Here is a 16,652-nt window from a genome sequence, read left to right on the forward strand (position 1 = left end):
CTGCCGCTCAGATCAGGCCGAGCGCCAGCATGGCGTCGGCGACCCGCCGGAAGCCATCGATGTTGGCGCCGGCCACATAGTTGCCCGGCATGCCGTACTCGTCCGCGGTCCCCAGGCAGCGGGCGTGGATGTCCCGCATGATCTCCCGCAGGCGGCGCTCGGAGAACTCGAACGTCCACGAGTCGCGGCTGGCGTTCTGCTGCATCTCCAGCGCGCTGGTCGCCACGCCGCCCGCGTTGGCCGCCTTGCCCGGCCCGTACGCGACGCCCGCCTCGACGAACACCTTGATGCCCTCCGGGGTGGTCGGCATGTTGGCGCCCTCGCCGACCGCGATGCAGCCGTTGCCCACCATGAGCGCGGCGTCGCGGCCGGTGATCTCGTTCTGCGTGGCGGACGGCATCGCCACCTCGCAGGGCACCTCCCACACGTTGCGGCCCGGCACGAAGGTGACGTGATCGCCGCGGCGTGCCGCGTACGCGTCCAGCCGGCCGCGCTCGACCTGCTTGACCTGCTTGAGCAGGCCCAGGTCGATGCCCTTCTCGTCGAGCACGTAGCCGGAGGAGTCGGAGCAGGCCACCACGACGCCGCCGAGCTGCTCGACCTTCTCGATGGTGTGGATCGCCACGTTGCCGGAGCCGGACACCACGACCCGCTTGCCGTCGAACGACGTGCCGCGCGCCTTGAGCATCTCCTCGACGAAGAACGCACACCCGTAGCCGGTCGCCTCGGTGCGCACCTGGGCGCCGCCGTACACCAGCCCCTTGCCCGTGATCACGCCGGACTCGTAGCGGTTGGTGATGCGCTTGTACTGGCCGAACAGGTAACCGATCTCCCGCCCGCCGACCCCGATGTCGCCGGCAGGCACGTCGGTGTACTCGCCGATGTGCCGGTACAGCTCGGTCATGAAGCTCTGGCAGAAGGCCATCACCTCGCGGTCGGAGCGGCCCTTGGGGTCGAAGTCCGACCCGCCCTTGCCGCCGCCGATCGGCAGGCCCGTCAAGCCGTTCTTGAAGATCTGCTCGAAGCCGAGGAACTTGACGATGCCCAGGTAGACCGACGGGTGGAAGCGCAACCCGCCCTTGTACGGCCCCAGCGCGCTGTTGAACTCGACCCGGAAACCGCGGTTGATCTGCACCTCGCCCCGGTCGTCGAGCCACGGCACCCGGAAGATGATCTGCCGCTCGGGCTCGCAGATCCGCTCGATGATCTTGGATTCGGCGTACTCGGGATGCTTGCCGAGAACCGGGCCGATGCTGTCGAGCACCTCTCGCACCGCCTGGTGGAACTCGACCTCTCCAGGGTTGCGGCGCAGGACGTTGTCGTAGATCGACGACAGTTTCTCGTGCAAGAGGGACTCCCAACCTTACTGGTGTAGACCACCTCACTTTACGGTTCGGCCCATTGTGAGAAGAACGCACCCCACCTCGTGCGTTCAGCCCGGTCGGCGCGCCGAGCGGCCGCGGGCGGGTCGTCCCGCCCGCGGCCGCCGTCACGCTACTGCACGGTGATCCTGTCCACTTCGACGGTGATGCCCCTGACCTCGGGCGTCGAGGTGGCCGTGGTGACCTTGCCGGTACCGGGGCTGACCCCTCTGACCCTCATCGAGTACGTCAGCGTGCCGCCGGGAACGGCCGGCGTGCTGGTGACCCGCAGGTCCCCGGCGGGCGGCCCGGCGATCTGGGCTCCCGCCGTGCCCTCCTCGTTCTCGGCGCCCACGGTGAGGCCGTAGCTCGCGGGCGGCTCGCCGGGCAGGTCGGCCGGGTCGTAGACGTAGCTGATGTCCTCGGCGCCGCCGAGCCCGATCCACTGCTGGAACACCTTCTGGGTCGTGGTGCCGTACAGGTTGACCCGCCACTCGACGACCAGCCAGCGGTTGGTCCCGTCCGACAGGACCGTGGCCAGGATGCCCGGCGCGCCGGTGCCGTCCAGGTCGGTCCAGTAGGGGGCCAGCACGCCGTTCGGGCGGGCCGGGTCGGGCAGCGTCTGCGGCACGAAGTCGATGTCGGCGGACGTGGCGCCGCCCGCGACGCTGTAGCCGTTGGAGGTCACGCCCAGCCGGGTGTAGCTCCTGCCGGCGAAGGTGAACGGGGCGGGAGGCGTGAGGTTGAGCGCCTGCTCGTCCCCGATCGGGATGGGGGTGACGCCGAGCTCGTCCAGCGGGACGTACCCGCCGGGGCTCGTGCCCGGCGCTATCGACGGGCTGGCGGGCTGCCTGGCGGCCAGCGTCGCCCTGGCGGTCGCGACCTGGCTGCCGACCCTGGTGGCTCCGGTGACGCCGTTCAGCCGCAGGCGGGCGTCGAGCGTGCTCACCGCGGTCACCTCGGCGTCCCGCAGCGTGTCGTTCGCGATGGTGACCGTGCAGGTGGACTCGCCGGTGTCCCTGGGGATCGTGGCCGGTGCGCAGGTCTGGTCCACCGGGATCGCGCCCTCCTGGCGGAAGAACGCGACCGGCAGGTGCAGCGCCCGGGAGCCGCCGGCCTGCTTGAGGTCCACCTGCCCGAAGTACTGCCCGTCGGGCAGGTCGGGCGCGGTGATCACGATGCTCAGCGTGACGCTCTTGCCCGGCGCGACCGAGAAGCGCGGCGGCAGCACCGCGATGCCGGCGCCGCTGACGGTCCTGCCGGAGGCGGTGAAGGTGAGCGTCCTGTCCGTGACGTTGGTGACCGTGCGCTTGGTGGTGATGACGCCCGGCATGACGGGGGCGTTCACCGACGGCAGGTTGAGGTCGATGCGGTTGAGCGGATCGGCGGCCGAGGCGACGAAGTCCGCGGCGCTCTCGTCCAGGGTCAGGCCCGGGTCGCCGGCCTTGGTGAGGTCGATGCGCCCGCCGCCCATGTCGAACGGGTCCGCCGGCGTCGTCCTGTCCTGCTTGGTGACCGCCGTCCTGGCCGTGGTCTCCAGCGCGGACTTGACCTGCCCGGGCGTCCAGCCGGGGTGCAGCGCGAACAGCAGCGCCGCCGCGCCGGCCACGTGCGGCGCCGACATCGACGTCCCCGAGATGACCTGGTAGAGGTTGCCGGGCGGTCCCTCCGCCGGGGACTCGGGCGTCGGGGTCATGCCCGCCATGATGTGCAGGCCGGGCGCGGTGACGTCCGGCTTGAGGAAGTCGCCGCCGGGGCCGCGCGAGGAGAAGTGCGTGATCGCGTCGCCCTGCCAGGCGCTCTTCGTGCCCTGGGTGAAGGAGGCGGTGGCGCCGGGATGGGCGGACAGGAAGCTCAGCAGCGTGTCGGCCTCGGGCTTGTCGAGGTGCACCGAGGGGATCCAGTGGGCGTCGGTGAAGACGTCGAACGGGAACGTGTTGTAGATGATCATGCCGGCCGCGCCGCCCTGCATGACGTTGAAGCTCTTCAGCACCCGGTTCGGGGTGCGCTCGCAGGCGACGATCTTCCCGGTGAAGGTGCCGGGCGGCGCCGGCGTGGTGCAGGCCGCGTTGCTGTACGGGGGCGCCGAGGCGAGCACCACGGGCAGCGGCGAGCCGATCCCCTGGGTGATCGAGGCGCCCTTGACGGTCGCCGTGGCGCCGCCGCCGGTCAGCGTGACGGTGGACTGGAACGTCCTGGTCTGCGTGGATGCGGCCACCGTGGTCGTCCAGGGGCCGAGGTGGTCGGTGGTGTCCGCGCCGGGCCCGGAGTTGCCCGCCGACGCCGACACCAGCACGCCCGCCGCGTACGCGTCGAGGAAGGCCAGCTCCACCGGGTCGCTGTACGGGTCGCTGCCGCCGGAGATCGAGAAGTTGAGCACCTGGGCGCCGTCCAGGATGGCGCGGGCCACCGCCTGCGCCGAGTCCGACGGGAAGCAGCCCTGCGCGCCGCACACCTTGTAGACCGACACCGCCGCGCCGGGCGCGATGCCGTGGATCGGGCCGCGGCTGATGCCGAGCGGGTTCGCGTCGGCCACCGGGCCGCCCGCCGACGTGCTCGCGGTGTGGGTGCCGTGGCCGTTGGAGTCGCGGGCGCTGTCGGGGTAGACCTCCCCGCCGAAGACCGCGTTGTACGTCTCCAGGAACGGCTGCCCGCCGACCAGCTTGTTGTTGCAGGTGAACGGGTCGGTGGCGGGGGTGGTCGGGTTGTCGCCGAAGTCGCAGACCCGCGTGGTGCCGTCCTTGGTGGGCGGCGGGGCGGGCAGGCCGGGCCGGGCGGCGAACGACGGGTGCTCGGGCCAGGCGCCGCTGTCCAGCACGCCCACGATCACGCCCTTGCCGGCCGTCTTGTCGGTGTCGCCGAGCTTGCCGTAGATCGCCGGAGCGCCGATGAAGGCGGGGCTCGCGTCGGTGAGCAGTTGCTGCGGCTTGTCCTCCTGCACGGCGACCGCGCCGGGCAGCTTCAGCACCTCCGCCGCCTTGTCGCCGGGGATGCGCAGCGCGATGCCGCCGTACACCGTCCTGATGCGCTGGCCGGGCACGGCGCCGGGAACCTTCGCGGCCAGCTCGGCGAGGAAGGCGTTCTCGACCTCCTCGATGTGCTCGCCGTACTTCCTGGCGTCGGCGCTCCTGGCGTCCAGGGCCCGGCCGGTGACCGAAGGGCTGGTGCCCGGCAGGCCGGGCAGGCCGCCCCCGTAGGCGGCCAGCGAGTCGTAGTCCAGCTTGACCACGACGTTGACCGGCGCGGGCGAGGTGTTGCGCAGCAGCGCCGGGTCGCTCTTGGCGAGCTTGCCCGTCGGGGACTTGGCGCCCTCGACGACCTCGGCGGGGGCGAGCGGGGTGGACGTCCACTTCTTGGCCGGCGGGGACGGCGTCGGGCTCGCCGCGGCGGCCGCCGCCGGGCTGAGGGTCAGGACGACGCTCAGGGCGACGGCGGCCGGGACGAGCCGCCGCGCGCGGGATAACAGGGCACCGGATGACACGGGGGACCTCCTTGGCGAGGGGCTGCCTGGCCCGCCAGGGAGGCGTCAGGTCACCCGTCCGCGGGCACGCCGGAGGGAGCGCTGACCCTCCCCGGCGGGTGACGAACGGGAACGAAACTCATCTTCGTTCGACCGGAGTGTAGACAGCGATCGGCGCCGGAGAATCCCACCGAGTTGCCAGAATCTCGCGAAGAATCCGGCACACTTCAGGATCGACATCTCCCGCCCGAGCTGCTTCGCGTCCGGCGCCGCGGCAGTGGGGGGCAGCGGCGGACAGGCGGCGGACAGGTGGCGGACAGGCGGCGGGCGGGGCGTCGCCGCGCGGCCCGCGAAATGATGGGTTACTCTCGCTTTAGTGACACGCGGTCAGTCAAGATCGTCCGAGGCGGGCCTTCTCGGGAGTTGACATGAGCGATTCTGTGACGTTGCCCCTGCACATGCGGCGCAGCGGGTTCGATCCCGATCCCGAGCTGTCGGCGATGCGCGACGAGGAGGGCGTCCGCCGGGTGACCACCGCGTTCGGCCTCGACGCGTGGGTCGTCAGCCGGTTCTCCGACGTGCGGGAGGTGCTCGGGGACGCCGGGCGCTTCAGCAACGCCCAGGTCGCGGTGTTCCCCCTGGCCGGCCGGCAGCAGTACAGCGAGGAGCAGCTCAAGGCGATGCGGGCGGGCAACCTGCTCGCCTTCGACCCGCCCGAGCACACCCGGCTGCGCCGCATCCTGACGCCCGAGTTCACCATGCGGCGGATGCGCCGGCTGGAGCCGCGCATCCACGAGATCGTCGAGCAGCACCTGGACGCGATGGAGAGCGCCGGCGCGCCGGCCGACCTGGTCTCCGCCTTCGCCCTGCCGATCCCCTCGCTGGTCATCTGCGAGCTGCTGGGCGTGCCGTACGCCGACCGCGGGGACTTCCAGCGGCGTACCGGCAAGGTGCTGGACATCTCGCTCCCGATCGAGGAGCGGCAGGCGGCGAGCCAGGAACAGCGCTCCTACATGGCCGGGCTCGTCGCCCGCGCCCAGGCCGCCCCGGGCGACGACATGCTCGGCATGCTGGTACGCGAGCACGGCCACGACCTGTCCACCGACGAGCTGGTGGGCATCGCCGGGCTGCTGCTGCTGGCCGGCCACGAGACCACCTCCAACATGTTCGGCCTCGGCACCCTGGCCCTGCTGCGCCATCCCGGCCAGCTCGAGCTGCTCAGGAAGGAGCCCGAGCGGATCGGCGCCACCGTCGAGGAGCTGCTGCGCTGGCTCAGCATCGTGCACTCCGGCACGAGCAAGGTCACCACCACCGAGGTCGAGCTGTCCGGCACCCGCATCCCGGCCGGTGAGCTCGTGCTCTGCGCGCTGCCCGCGGCCAACCGCGACCCGGCGTTCATGCCCGACCCGGACCGGCTCGACATCACCCGCGGCGAGCTCGGCCACGTCGCCTTCGGCCACGGCGTGCACCACTGCCTGGGCGCGCCGCTGGCCAGGATGGAGATGCGGATCGCCTTCCCGGCGCTGTTCGAGCGCTTCCCGGGGCTGCGCGAGACCGGCACCGCGCCGCAGTTCCGCTCCTTCAACGTCGTGTACGGCCTGTCCGCCTTCGAAGTCGCCTGGTGAGACCCTCCTCCTTCCGGCTGCTAGCGTTCACCGTGTGCACGAGCAGCGACAGCGAGCCGACGCGCTGCGCAACGCCGACAAGATCGTCCGGGCCGCCATCACGATCCTGCGCGAACGCGGCCCCGAGGTCTCCCTCGACGAGATCGCCCGGCAGGCGGGCATCGGGAGCGCCACCGTCTACCGGCGCTTCGGCGACCGCGACGGCGTGATCAGGGCCGCCTTCGAGACGTACTTCGCCGAGGAGGTCGAGCCGCTGGTGCTGGCCGCCCGCGACGCCGCCGACCCGGGGGGCGCGCTCGCCCGGGCGCTGACGGCGGCGGTCGACACCCTGGCCGCCCACCACGGGCTGCTGAAGGCCGCCCGGCAGTCGGGCGCCTCCACCGTCGACATCGCGGCACGCTTCATGGGGCCGCTCGGCACCGTCCTGGTACGCGCGCAGCAAGCCGGGCAGGTACGCGACGACCTGATCGTCCGGGACCTCGCCGCGATCGTGGTCATGGCCCTGGCCACCGCTCACCCGGGCGATCCGGCCCATCACGATCCGCGCCGCTACCTGGCCCTGCTGCTGTCGAGCCTGCGGCCGTCGGACGACGGCCTGCCCGCGCCCTCCCCGGCTCGCCTCCTGGACCGGAGCTCCGCCCACTGACGACGCAGACGGGCCTCTTCCCGGCGTCCCGCCAGGCGGCTCCGCCGTCCGCCGGGCCAGGCGCCCCGGCCACCGCCGCACGGCGCCGCCACCTGCGGGGCCCGAGCCGCCGGGCGCCTGGCCGGGAGGGTGTCAGCGCCGCAGGTTCACCGGGAGGGCGGTCAACCGGCTGCCCTGGATGCCACCGAGGTCGGTCTGCTGGAGCGCGGAGAGCGGGACCGCGAGGCGCGCGTCGGGGAAGTCGGCCCGCACGACCGCCCGCCTGCCGGGGTGGCATCCTCCCTGCCTCCGGCGAGCCCCGGCGATCGAAGACGTGTCGCGGCCACGGCGAGGAGGGCGACGGCGGCCAGGGCGAAGACGGCGTTCCCCGCCAGGTCGATCGCCGGCTCCACGGGTACGGCGGGAGGCTGCGCGAAGCCGTGCCAGGCATAGGTGAGCACCCCACCGGCCGCCAGCGCGAACACCTGGCCACGGCCCCAGCCCGCGCGCCGGGACCAGCGTGCCACCAGGCCGCAGACCGTGGCGTAGACGGCGAGGTTGACCGCCACGACCGGCCAGGCGCCGAGCGTGTCGAGGGCCATGGCGGCCGCCCAGAACACGGCACCGGCCGCCAGAGAGAAGCCGAGCGCCGGCCAGGGCCCCGGCGCCTGCCCCGGCAGCCCGGCCGCCGGGCGGCGGCGGCGCAGGGCGAGCACGATCAGCAGCCCGGCCGGCACGATCACGCCCGCGAGCTGGGCGATGGAGAGCCGGGGGGCGGACGGGTCGAACAGGGCGGTGGCCACCGCCCCGGCAACGAACAGGACCCCCGTGGTCACCAGCCCGGGAAGGCGCAGCCACGGCTGAGCCGCCCTGTCCGGTACCAGGGCCTCCGTGACCGCGATGGGCACGCAGATGCTGCCCGCGGCGTGCACGCCGCCCAGCACGAAGCTCGCCCACCAGGCGCTGACCTCCACGCCGGGGATCCAGGCGTAGGAGGTGAGGTCCATGCCGGCGTAGCCGGGGTTGAAGAGCGAGCGCGTGACCAGGCCCTCCTCGATGAGGCCGTAGGCGACGGCGAGCAGGACGATGCCGGGCCAGCCGGCGCCCCGGCGCCTGGCCAGCTCGCGGATGAGCAGCGCGCCGCCCCCGTACAGCGGGGCCAGGGTGATCAGCGCGACCAGCATGGTGACGGGCAGGTTGCCCAGCAGGAACTCGCCGATCAGCGGCGACAGGAAGAAGAGCCCGAGCGCGGGCGCGATGCGTTTGACCATGCCTCCAGCCTCGCCAGGGCGGGGTGGCGCCGGTAGTGACGTTCGTCAGAGCCAGCCCTTGCACTCGGCGGCGCGCGCGGCCTCGGCCCGGTTGCGGACGCCGAGCTTGCCGATGGCCGACGACAGGTAGTTGCGTACGGTGCCGTCGGACAGGTAGAGGCGGCGGGCGATGTCGGCGATGGTGCCGCCCTCGGTGGCGGCGCGCAGCACGTCCCGTTCGCGGCTGGTGAGCGGGTTGGCGCCGGCGGAGAGGCTGGCGGCCGACAGCTTGCGGTCGAACACCCGCTCACCGGCGTGCACCCGCCGCACGGCGTCGGCCAGTTCGCCCGCCCGGGCGTCCTTGACCACGTAGCCGGCCACGCCGGCGTCCATGGCCCGCCGCAGGTATCCGGGGCGGCCGAAGGTGGTCAGGATGATCACCCGTACGCCGGTGAGCCCGGCCGCCGTGGACAGGCCGTCGCGGCCGGGCATCTCGATGTCGAGCAGCACGACGTCCGGACGCAGCCGGGCGACGGCGCCGGGCACCTCGTCACCGCGGCTCACCTGCCCGACGACCTCGAGGCCGGGCTCCAGGCCGAGCAGGGCCGCCAGCGCCTCGCGGACGAGATGCTGATCGTCGGCCAGCAGCACGCGGATCACGGCGTCTGTCCGACGGACGGCAGCAGGGCGCGGTTCACGGTGTCTCTGCGAGGGACGCGGGCCCGCCGCAGCCGGGGGGTGCGGATCACGGCGCGTCCGCCAGGGGCAGCCGGGCCGACAGCAGGAAGCCGCCGCCCTCGGCGGGACCGCCCGCCAAGGTGCCGCCCGCCACGTGAACGCGCTCGGCCAGGCCGCGCAGCCCGTTGCCGCCCGTGCCCGCGCCCCCGGCTGCGGCGGGCCCGCGTCCGTCGTCGCGCACCTCCGCGTACGCTTCCCCGCCTTCGACGCCGAGGCGGATGCGGCAGCGCCGGGCGCCGCTGTGCCGGACGACGTTCGTCGCGGCCTCCCGGACCACCCAGGCCAGCACCGGCTCCACATCGGCGGGAAGCGGCCCCGCCGCCACCTCCAGCCGCACGCCGGCGGTGCCGAGCGCGCGGCGGGCGCCCTCCAGCTCCTCCGGCAGCGACAGCTCCCGGTAACCCGCGATCGCCTCGCGCACCTCGCACAACGCCTGCCGGGACAGCTCCTCGACCTCCTCCATCTCGGCTCTGGCCCGTTCCGGGTCGGCGACGGCGAGCCTGCCCGCGAGCTGGCTCTTCACCGTGATCACGGCCAGGCTGTGACCGAGGAGGTCGTGCATGTCCCGGGCGAAGCGCAGCCGCTCGTTGTCCACCGCCAGCCGCTCGACCTCGACGCCGGCCTCGCTCAGCGCCCTGTTCGCGGACTCCAGCCGGAGGTAGGCGCGGATGGCGGCGGTGAACACGACCGCCTGGAGCGGCATCCACCAGTACTCGGCCAGCGGCCTGCCGAGCAGCGGCAGGGCCAGCGCGACGGCCGCGATGGTCGCCCCGGCCGCCGCCGGCAAGGCCCGCTCGGGCAGCGACGTGGCGACCGCGGCGATGAGGAAGTACGACGTCGTGAACACCCACATCTCGCCCAGGACCGGCGCCACCGCGGCCGTGACCACGAAGAGCAGGACCAGGGCGTACGGGGTGGCGTTGCGGTTCGGCCGCACCAGAGCGGTCCACACGACCCGCAGGTAGAGGGCGACGAAGCCCGCCACTCCGGCGGCCACCAGCACGACCGTGACAGCGGACGGCGCGGACGCCAGGAACCCGGGCACCGGCCACACCAGGGCGACGAGATAGACGGAGGTCCGCAACCGGCCCTTCATGCGTTTCACCCTATCCAGCCGCCCTCTCGCCGGCCCCTGACGAATGTCACGAAGCCGGCGCGGCTGCGGGGCGGCAGGCGGGTGTCACGCGGGGGAGGAGCCACGTCACAGCCGCACGCCTCCGGCGGGGAACCCGGTCCAGCGCAGGTCGGCCGGGAGGTGGCTCATGTCGTTGAACATCACGATCGTGGGCGGCAGGCCGGCGCGGTACGCGATGACCGTCAGCGCGGTGTTGGCGCTGTTCAGCCCGAGCCACCGGGACGGCGGCGCGTCCAGCGCGTGCCGCACCAGCCACGCGATCTGGTAGGCATGCGTCACCAGGACCTCGTGAGTGTCGGGCCGGGCCCCCTCCGCGGCCGGGCCGGGCACCTGCGCGAACCGGGCGACCAGGGCCTCGGCGAGCCTCCGGCCCGCCGCCGCCTCGGCGTCGTCGTAGCCGTCGAAGAAGCCCTTCCAGGACGGGGGCGTCTCGGCCGCGGTGGGGACGTAGGGCACGTGGTCGACGAGTTCGGCGGCCTCGGCCACGGGCACGTCCGGCAGGTGCCGGGCGAGCTCGTGCGCGCTCGCCACGGCGCGGGGCAGCGGGGAGTGCCACACGGCGTCGACCGGTACGCCGGCGAGCCGTTCGCCCAGGAGGGCCGCCTGCCGGCGCCCGATGTCGGTGAGCTCGCCGAACGCGTCGGCCGCACCGTGGCGGGCCAGGTAGAGGTGTCGCGTCGTCATCAGCGGTCGGGGTGCGGCGCCCGTGGGGCGCGCTTTCCCCTTCTCCTTCCGGGTCAGGCGCTGGTTTGGTCGATCGTCGTGACGGTGCCGGTGGTGCCGTCGATGGTGATCAGGGTGCCGTCGTGGAGCGCGCGGGTGGCGCCCGGGATGCCGAGGACGGCCGGGATGGCCTGCTCGCGGGCGACGATCGCGGCGTGGGACAGCACGCCTCCGGTCTCGGTGACGACGCCGCCGGCGATGCGCAGCAGCGGCGTCCAAGCAGGGTCGGTGAAGGGGCAGACGAGGATGTCGCCCGGCTGCACGCGCGCGAAGTCGCCAGGACCGCGGACGATCCTGGCACGGCCGGTCGCGGTCCCGCGGCTGCCCGGGGTGCCGGTGTGAGTGCCGGCGGGGATGCCGGGGGTGCCGGTGTGAGTGCCGGCGGGGATGCCGGGGGTGCCGGTGTGAGTGCCGGCGGGGATGCCGGGGGTGCCGGTGTGAGCGCCGGCAGGGATGCCCGGGGTGCCGGTGCCAGCGCCGGCGGGGACGTCCGGAGGCGAGGGGCGCCGTGGGGGTGCGGCGGTGATCGGCCGTGCTTGCAGGATCCAGGTGCGGCCGCCGGCGATCGCCCACTCGATGTCCTGCGGACCGCCGAGCACGGTGGCGATCTCCTCGCCGAGCGAGGCGAGCCGCGTGGCCGTCGCGTCGTCGAGCGCCGGCCGGCTCCGGTCGCGGGCGGGCACGTCGCGCACCGCGAGCCGCGTGCCACGCCGGTCGAGCCGGGTCCGCTTGTCCGCGATGGTGCGCGTCACCGTCCCGTCCCGGGCGACGCGGTAGGCGTCAGGGGTGACCGTGCCGCCGACGACGCTGGGCCCCAGGCCCCAGGACGCCTCGATCTCGGTCGCGACGTCCGGGCCCGAGGGCGTGAACATGACCCCGGACACCTCGGCATCCACCTGCCGTTGCACGATGACGGCCATCACGGGGGCGGCGGACGCCCGCTCGTCGCCCCGGTAGGCGATGGCCCGCGGGGACAGCAGCGAGGCCCAGCAGGCACGTACGGCCACGGCGACCTCGCCGGCCCCGTGCACGGCGAGAAAGCTCTCGTGCTGACCGGCCGCCGACGCCTGCCCGGTGTCCTCGCCCGCCGCCGATGATCTCACCGCCACCGGTGGATCCCCGAGCCGGCCGAGCCCGCGTCCCAGCGCGTCGATCACGGTGGCGTGCAGGGGACGGGCCGCGATCGCCTGCCGTGCCGCGGCCAGGTCGTCCGGCCGCCCGAGCTCCAGGTCACCGACGGCGGCCCGGTAGGCGGCGAACGGGACGACGAAGCCGTCAGGGACCGGCAGGCCCGCGCGCAGCAACGCGCCGAGCGTGCCGGCCTTCCCCCCGCAGGTATCGGCGACAGCCTCCATGAGGGGTATGATCATCCGCCCTGCTTTCAACATTTTGTTGACAAAATTTCGTTGATTATGCAGGGTGAGTCGCATGGCACGCAAGCCCAACCTCTCCCACAGCGCGCATTCCGACCACGTCCAGGCGCAGCGCGAGCAGGACGCGCGCGAGCGTCTGCTGAGCCTGGGCGCGCACGCACTCGACGCCCGCCCGTGGCGCCCGGCGCCCGCCCCGCCCTCGGCGGTCGACCTCGTGCAGTTCGCCGTCTGGCGCAACACCGACCTGACCCCGGAAGCCGTGCTGAGCGCGCTCACCCTCCTGCCCGCCGCCCGCGCCGAGGTCGAAGGGCTCGAGTCCGCCCTGCTGTTCATGGCCAGGAGCGCCGGGCTGACCTGGGCGCAGATGGCGCACGCGATGGGGTTCAACTCGCCGCAGGCGTGCCAGCAGCACTACACCCGCCTGACAGCACGACAGGACATCGGCTCGTGACGCCGCCGGACTCCGCGCCTGACCTCCTGGTCCTGCACGCCGTGCGCATCACCGGGCTCGCGGACACCCAGGTGGTCGCCCACCGGTACGGCCTCGACCCGGCCGGGACGAAGGAGCTGCTGCTCGACGCCGAGGCGCATGGCTGGGTCGAGCACACCTCCTTCGCCGGCACCGGAGGCTGGTCGCTGACGGAGCGGGGCCGGGCCGAGAACGAGCGCCGGCTCGCGGCCGAGCTCGCCGGCGTCGGCGGCGCCGGCGAGGTCCGTGACGTCTACCGCGCGTTCCTGCCGCTGAACGCGCTCCTGCTGCGAGCCTGCACCGACTGGCAACTCCGGCCCACCGCCGGGGACCGGCTGGCCATCAACGACCACTCCGATCGCGCCTGGGACGCCAGGGTCCTGCGCGAGCTCGAAGAGATCGGCGACGGGCTCCGGCCGCTCGCGGGCCGGCTCGGGAGCGTCCTGACCCGGTTCCGCGGCTATGACACCCGGTTCGCCGCCGCCCTCGCGCGTGCCCGGTCGGGGGAGGACGCCTGGGTCGACCGCACCGACGTCGACTCCTGCCACCGGGTCTGGTTCGAGCTCCACGAAGACCTCATCGCCACCCTCGGCCTCGACCGGAACGCGGAACCCTGACACGGGATCCCCATCCGCCCCTCATCCGCCGCCGCCTCCCGCACGAACCGTTCCTGACCTGTGAGCGACATGACCCAGTGAATGGAGCGGAACGTGCGCGAGAAGCAGACACATGTCCTGCCGCGGCTGTGGCGGCTGCCGGCGCTGCTGGTCGCCGTGATCGCGCTGGGCGCGGCGGCGGCACCCACCTCCGCGACCGCGGCGGCACCCGGCTCCGCGACCGCGGCGGCACCCACCTCGCCGCCGGGCCAGGCCCGCCCGCCCGCCTCGGCGCTGCGTGCCTTCGACGCGGTCACCACCGTGAACGAGCGGAAAGCCTGGAAGCACATGGCGTTGATCGGCAACCAGTACGCCATCTACACCGACCGCGGGCTCATCGAGGGACCGGCGCCGATCAAGAAGAAGTGGCCGTTCCTGCCCAAGCAGTTCACCCGCGACATCGACGCGGCCGCGATCGCCTTCAGCGGCCCCAAGTTCCGCTGGCGGCACACCTGGACCAAGGGCACCCAGGCGATCGTCTTCGAGGACGGCGGCATCGTCACCGGCCCGTTCAGGATCCCCCTGCCGTACGACGGCCTGAGCGACGTCAACGCCGGCGACGCGGGCGCCGCCCGGATCCAGCACCTGGCGGTGCGGGGCGGGTCCGCCACGGTCCCGTTCACCAAGGCCTTCGAGATCCCCGGCCTGCCGCTCTACGGCGAAGCCCTCCTGCCCGAACGTTTCCGCAGCGACCTCGACGACTTCTCGGTGGAGTTCGAGAAGAACGCTCCGAAGTTCAGTTACTACAAGGGCAACGAGCGCGTCGTCTTCGACGACCGCCGGGTCATCGAGCTGGTGAATCTCGACGTCAAGTGGCCGTTCCTGAACGCCTGGCGCTCCGGCAGGTGACGCGGGTCAGCCCAGGGGCACCAGGGCGGTGATCTCGGCCAGTTCCCCGGCGGTCGGCTCCCAGTCGCCGGCGGCCGCGTTGGCCCGGATCTGCTCCGGGCTCGTCGCGCCGGCGATCACCGAACCGCAGCCGGGCAGCGCGGCCAGGGCGCCGATGGCCACCTCCAGGACGGACCGGCCGTGCTCGCCGGCCCAGGCAGCCAGCGCCTCCACCCGATCCAGCTTCTCCGGCGTGACGAGGTGGGGCAGCCTGGCGAGCCGGGATCCGGCCGGCGGCTCCTGCCCGCGCCGCACCTTCCCCGTCAGCAGCCCGTGGGCCAGCGGGAAGTAGGGCAGGACGCCGACCCCGTAGTGCGCAGCTGCCGGCACCACCTCGCGCTCGGCGCCGCGGTCCAGCAACGACCAGTGGGTCTGCGTCGACACGAACGGCGCGTGGCCACCCGCGCGGGCCAGGTGCGCGGCCTCCGCGATCCGCCAGCCGGGGACGTTCGAGCTGCCGAGGTAGCGCACCTTGCCCTCGCGCACCAGCTCGGTCAGGGCGGACAGGGTCTCCTCGATCGGGGTGACGCCGTCCGGCACGTGGTACTGGTACAGGTCGAGGTAGTCGGTGCGCAGGCGGCGCAGCGAGCCCTCCACCGCCCGCCGGATGGACGACCGGCCGCCGGGCGCTCCGCGTGCCTCGCCCCGCCCGTCGTCGGGGCGGTGGCCGGGGCTGCCGAACTTGGTGGCCAGCACCACCTTGTCCCGGCGCCCCGCCAGCGCCGCGCCGAGCAGTTCCTCGCCGGCGCCGGCGGGCTCGCCGTACGACTCGGCGGTGTCGAAGAGCGTGACCCCCTCCTCGATCGCCGCGTCCACCAGCGCCCTGGTACGGGTCACGTCGAGACCCTTACCGATGCTGTTGCAGCCCAGCCCGACCACCGACGTCCGGAGACCGGAGTCACCCAGGGTCCTGTAGCGCATGATCTCGAACCTTTCTCGGTTGGTCCGCCGGAACGACGCCCCAGGCGACCGGCAGCCGGTCCACTCCGTACACCGCCATGCGGTCGCGGGTCGGCACCTCGGCCGGCGCAACCGCCAGGCGCAGGTCGGGGAAGCGCTCGAAGAGCGCGGTGAGCGCCACCCTGAGCTCGGCGCGCGCGAGATGCTGCCCGAGACACTGGTGGACGCCATGCCCGAACGCCAGGTGCCCGGCCGCGGAGCGGGTCAGGTCGAGCGCGTCCGGGTCGGGGAAGTGCCCGGGATCGCGGTTGGCCACCGGCAGCGCCAGCACCACGGTCTCGCCGGCCGCGATGACCTGGCCGCCGATCTCGACCTCGACCAGCGCGGTGCGCCGCACGTCGAACTGGAGGATCGACAGGTAGCGCAGCAACTCCTCGACCGCCCGCTCCGGATCCGCTGCCAGGCGGGCCCGCTGGGCCGGGTCGGTCAGCAGGACGAACGCCCCGAGCGCGAGCATGCTCGCCGTGGGAAGGTGGCCCGTGGCCAGGAGCACCATCCCGAGGTTGGTGAGCTCGTCGTCGCTCAGGTCGCCGGTGGCCGCGGCGTGCGCCAGCAGCCCGCCGCCCGGCGGGCCGCCGGCCAGGACGCCGCGCACCGTCGCGGTGATCGACCCCACGGCGTCGGCCACCTGCTCCGGACGCGAGTCCAGGTTGTTCATCACCGCGGTGGCCGCCTGGATGCGTTGCCGGTCCTCCGCCCGCACGCCCAGCAGCTCGCAGATCACCAGCGCCGGGATCGGCATGGCGAACGCGGCGACGAGGTCGGCGGGCGCCCCGCCGTCCGCCATGTCGCGCAGGGCCCGCGCGGTGTGCCGCTGGATCGCGGGCGTCAGCTCGGCGACGCGCCGGGCCCCGAAGTGGTGGCTGAGCAGGCGGCGGTACCGCGTGTGCTCAGGCGGGTCCATGTGCGGGAAGATGCCCGGCTCCGCGGGTGTGGGCCGCTCGGTCGCGCGCTCGCGGCCGACCGGCTGGTGCAGCAGCTCGCGCCGGGTGCTGAACCGCGGATCCGCCAGGATGGCCCGGGTGACGGAGTATCCGGTGGCCACCCAGCCGAGGTGCCCGTCGGGGTAGGCCAGTCTGCTCAGCGGGGCTCGGCGGCGCAGCCCGATGGGCGGGTCGAAGGGGGTGGGCCGATCGGTTTCCAAGGGCTGGGCCGGTTGGCCGTCGCGCATGGGCGACCTCCGTTGATCAACACCGAAGGGGATTATGCATGACAAATCAGGTAAATGCCACCACTAGTAATTTTTGAACCACCCGATTTAGCATCGGCACTACCTGAACAGACACATCTGCCAACACATGAGAAGCACGGCCCACGCCCGGCACCGCCGCCGCTCCGTGGCCGGCTGTCCAGCGTTTCCTCCAGCAGGTTCACGCCCCCAGCAGAGGT

At 73.4% G+C, this 16,652-nt stretch carries 14 protein-coding genes; 5 read left to right on the top strand and 9 right to left on the bottom strand.

What is annotated here, in order from left to right; translation table 11 throughout:
• Positions 1 to 7: 7 nt before the first annotated feature.
• Together gdhA and AB0I79_RS42010 are read right to left on the bottom strand one after the other, a co-directional pair.
• Entirely contained in the window at positions 8 to 1,348 is a 1,341-nt protein-coding gene (gdhA, locus tag AB0I79_RS42005) for an NADP-specific glutamate dehydrogenase (protein ID WP_357885708.1), read from the bottom strand.
• 146 nt (positions 1,349 to 1,494) lie between these two features.
• On the bottom strand, positions 1,495 to 4,842 hold the full coding sequence (locus AB0I79_RS42010) for a S8 family serine peptidase (protein ID WP_357885710.1): 3,348 nt from the start codon (positions 4,840 to 4,842) through the stop codon (positions 1,495 to 1,497).
• A gap of 407 nt (positions 4,843 to 5,249) precedes the next feature.
• Between AB0I79_RS42010 and AB0I79_RS42015 the strand changes: the two genes are divergently transcribed.
• Entirely contained in the window at positions 5,250 to 6,446 is a 1,197-nt protein-coding gene (locus AB0I79_RS42015; RefSeq protein WP_357885712.1) for a cytochrome P450, read from the top strand.
• Between the two features lie 34 nt (positions 6,447 to 6,480).
• On the top strand, positions 6,481 to 7,092 hold the full coding sequence (locus AB0I79_RS42020) for a helix-turn-helix domain-containing protein (protein WP_357885714.1): 612 nt from the start codon (positions 6,481 to 6,483) through the stop codon (positions 7,090 to 7,092).
• A 161-nt stretch (positions 7,093 to 7,253) separates the two neighbouring features.
• Here the strand turns inward: AB0I79_RS42020 and AB0I79_RS42025 are convergent, their stop codons facing one another.
• From AB0I79_RS42025 to AB0I79_RS42045, 5 genes are all read right to left on the bottom strand, one after another.
• Entirely contained in the window at positions 7,254 to 8,342 is a 1,089-nt protein-coding gene (locus AB0I79_RS42025; RefSeq protein WP_357885716.1) for a hypothetical protein, read from the bottom strand.
• Between the two features lie 45 nt (positions 8,343 to 8,387).
• The gene (locus tag AB0I79_RS42030) at positions 8,388 to 8,981 is read right to left on the bottom strand and encodes a response regulator transcription factor (RefSeq protein ID WP_357885718.1); all 594 of its coding nucleotides are present in this window, start codon (positions 8,979 to 8,981) and stop codon (positions 8,388 to 8,390) included.
• A gap of 85 nt (positions 8,982 to 9,066) precedes the next feature.
• Positions 9,067 to 10,155 (bottom strand): histidine kinase, encoded by a 1,089-nt coding sequence (locus tag AB0I79_RS42035; protein ID WP_357885720.1) that lies wholly within the window; start codon positions 10,153 to 10,155, stop codon positions 9,067 to 9,069.
• A gap of 105 nt (positions 10,156 to 10,260) precedes the next feature.
• Positions 10,261 to 10,878, bottom strand: a complete 618-nt coding sequence (locus tag AB0I79_RS42040) for a histidine phosphatase family protein (protein WP_357885722.1) — start codon at positions 10,876 to 10,878, stop codon at positions 10,261 to 10,263.
• A 53-nt stretch (positions 10,879 to 10,931) separates the two neighbouring features.
• On the bottom strand, positions 10,932 to 12,287 hold the full coding sequence (locus tag AB0I79_RS42045) for a PEP/pyruvate-binding domain-containing protein (protein WP_357885724.1): 1,356 nt from the start codon (positions 12,285 to 12,287) through the stop codon (positions 10,932 to 10,934).
• Between the two features lie 58 nt (positions 12,288 to 12,345).
• On the opposite strand from AB0I79_RS42045, the gene AB0I79_RS42050 reads away from it, so the two are divergent.
• From AB0I79_RS42050 to AB0I79_RS42060, 3 genes are all read left to right on the top strand, one after another.
• Entirely contained in the window at positions 12,346 to 12,741 is a 396-nt protein-coding gene (locus tag AB0I79_RS42050; RefSeq protein WP_357885726.1) for a DNA-binding protein, read from the top strand.
• Positions 12,738 to 13,376 carry a transcriptional regulator gene (locus tag AB0I79_RS42055; protein WP_357885728.1) on the top strand — a complete coding sequence of 213 codons (639 nt, stop codon included), beginning with the start codon at positions 12,738 to 12,740 and terminating at the stop codon, positions 13,374 to 13,376. Before AB0I79_RS42050 ends, AB0I79_RS42055 begins: the two co-directional genes overlap by 4 nt.
• 93 nt (positions 13,377 to 13,469) lie before the next feature.
• Positions 13,470 to 14,264, top strand: a complete 795-nt coding sequence (locus AB0I79_RS42060) for a hypothetical protein (protein WP_357885730.1) — start codon at positions 13,470 to 13,472, stop codon at positions 14,262 to 14,264.
• A gap of 6 nt (positions 14,265 to 14,270) precedes the next feature.
• Here the strand turns inward: AB0I79_RS42060 and AB0I79_RS42065 are convergent, their stop codons facing one another.
• Both AB0I79_RS42065 and AB0I79_RS42070 read right to left on the bottom strand, forming a co-directional pair.
• Positions 14,271 to 15,224, bottom strand: a complete 954-nt coding sequence (locus AB0I79_RS42065) for an aldo/keto reductase (RefSeq protein WP_357885732.1) — start codon at positions 15,222 to 15,224, stop codon at positions 14,271 to 14,273.
• The gene (locus tag AB0I79_RS42070) at positions 15,202 to 16,434 is read right to left on the bottom strand and encodes a cytochrome P450 (protein ID WP_357885734.1); all 1,233 of its coding nucleotides are present in this window, start codon (positions 16,432 to 16,434) and stop codon (positions 15,202 to 15,204) included. Before AB0I79_RS42070 ends, AB0I79_RS42065 begins: the two co-directional genes overlap by 23 nt.
• Positions 16,435 to 16,652: the final 218 nt, after the last annotated feature.

Source organism: Nonomuraea sp. NPDC050202 (assembly GCF_040656115.1).
Taxonomy (GTDB): domain Bacteria; phylum Actinomycetota; class Actinomycetes; order Streptosporangiales; family Streptosporangiaceae; genus Nonomuraea.

What these genes read in the sequence shown, in the direction of transcription:
- AB0I79_RS42015 (WP_357885712.1), top strand. Translation starts at nt 5,250, where the DNA reads ATGAGCGATTCTGTGACGTTGCCCCTGCACATGCGGCGCAGCGGGTTC.
- AB0I79_RS42025 (WP_357885716.1), bottom strand. Translation starts at nt 8,342, where the DNA reads ATGGTCAAACGCATCGCGCCCGCGCTCGGGCTCTTCTTCCTGTCGCCG.
- AB0I79_RS42035 (WP_357885720.1), bottom strand. Translation starts at nt 10,155, where the DNA reads ATGAAGGGCCGGTTGCGGACCTCCGTCTATCTCGTCGCCCTGGTGTGG.
- AB0I79_RS42040 (WP_357885722.1), bottom strand. Translation starts at nt 10,878, where the DNA reads ATGACGACGCGACACCTCTACCTGGCCCGCCACGGTGCGGCCGACGCG.
- AB0I79_RS42045 (WP_357885724.1), bottom strand. Translation starts at nt 12,287, where the DNA reads ATGATCATACCCCTCATGGAGGCTGTCGCCGATACCTGCGGGGGGAAG.
- AB0I79_RS42050 (WP_357885726.1), top strand. Translation starts at nt 12,346, where the DNA reads ATGGCACGCAAGCCCAACCTCTCCCACAGCGCGCATTCCGACCACGTC.
- AB0I79_RS42065 (WP_357885732.1), bottom strand. Translation starts at nt 15,224, where the DNA reads ATGCGCTACAGGACCCTGGGTGACTCCGGTCTCCGGACGTCGGTGGTC.
- AB0I79_RS42070 (WP_357885734.1), bottom strand. Translation starts at nt 16,434, where the DNA reads ATGCGCGACGGCCAACCGGCCCAGCCCTTGGAAACCGATCGGCCCACC.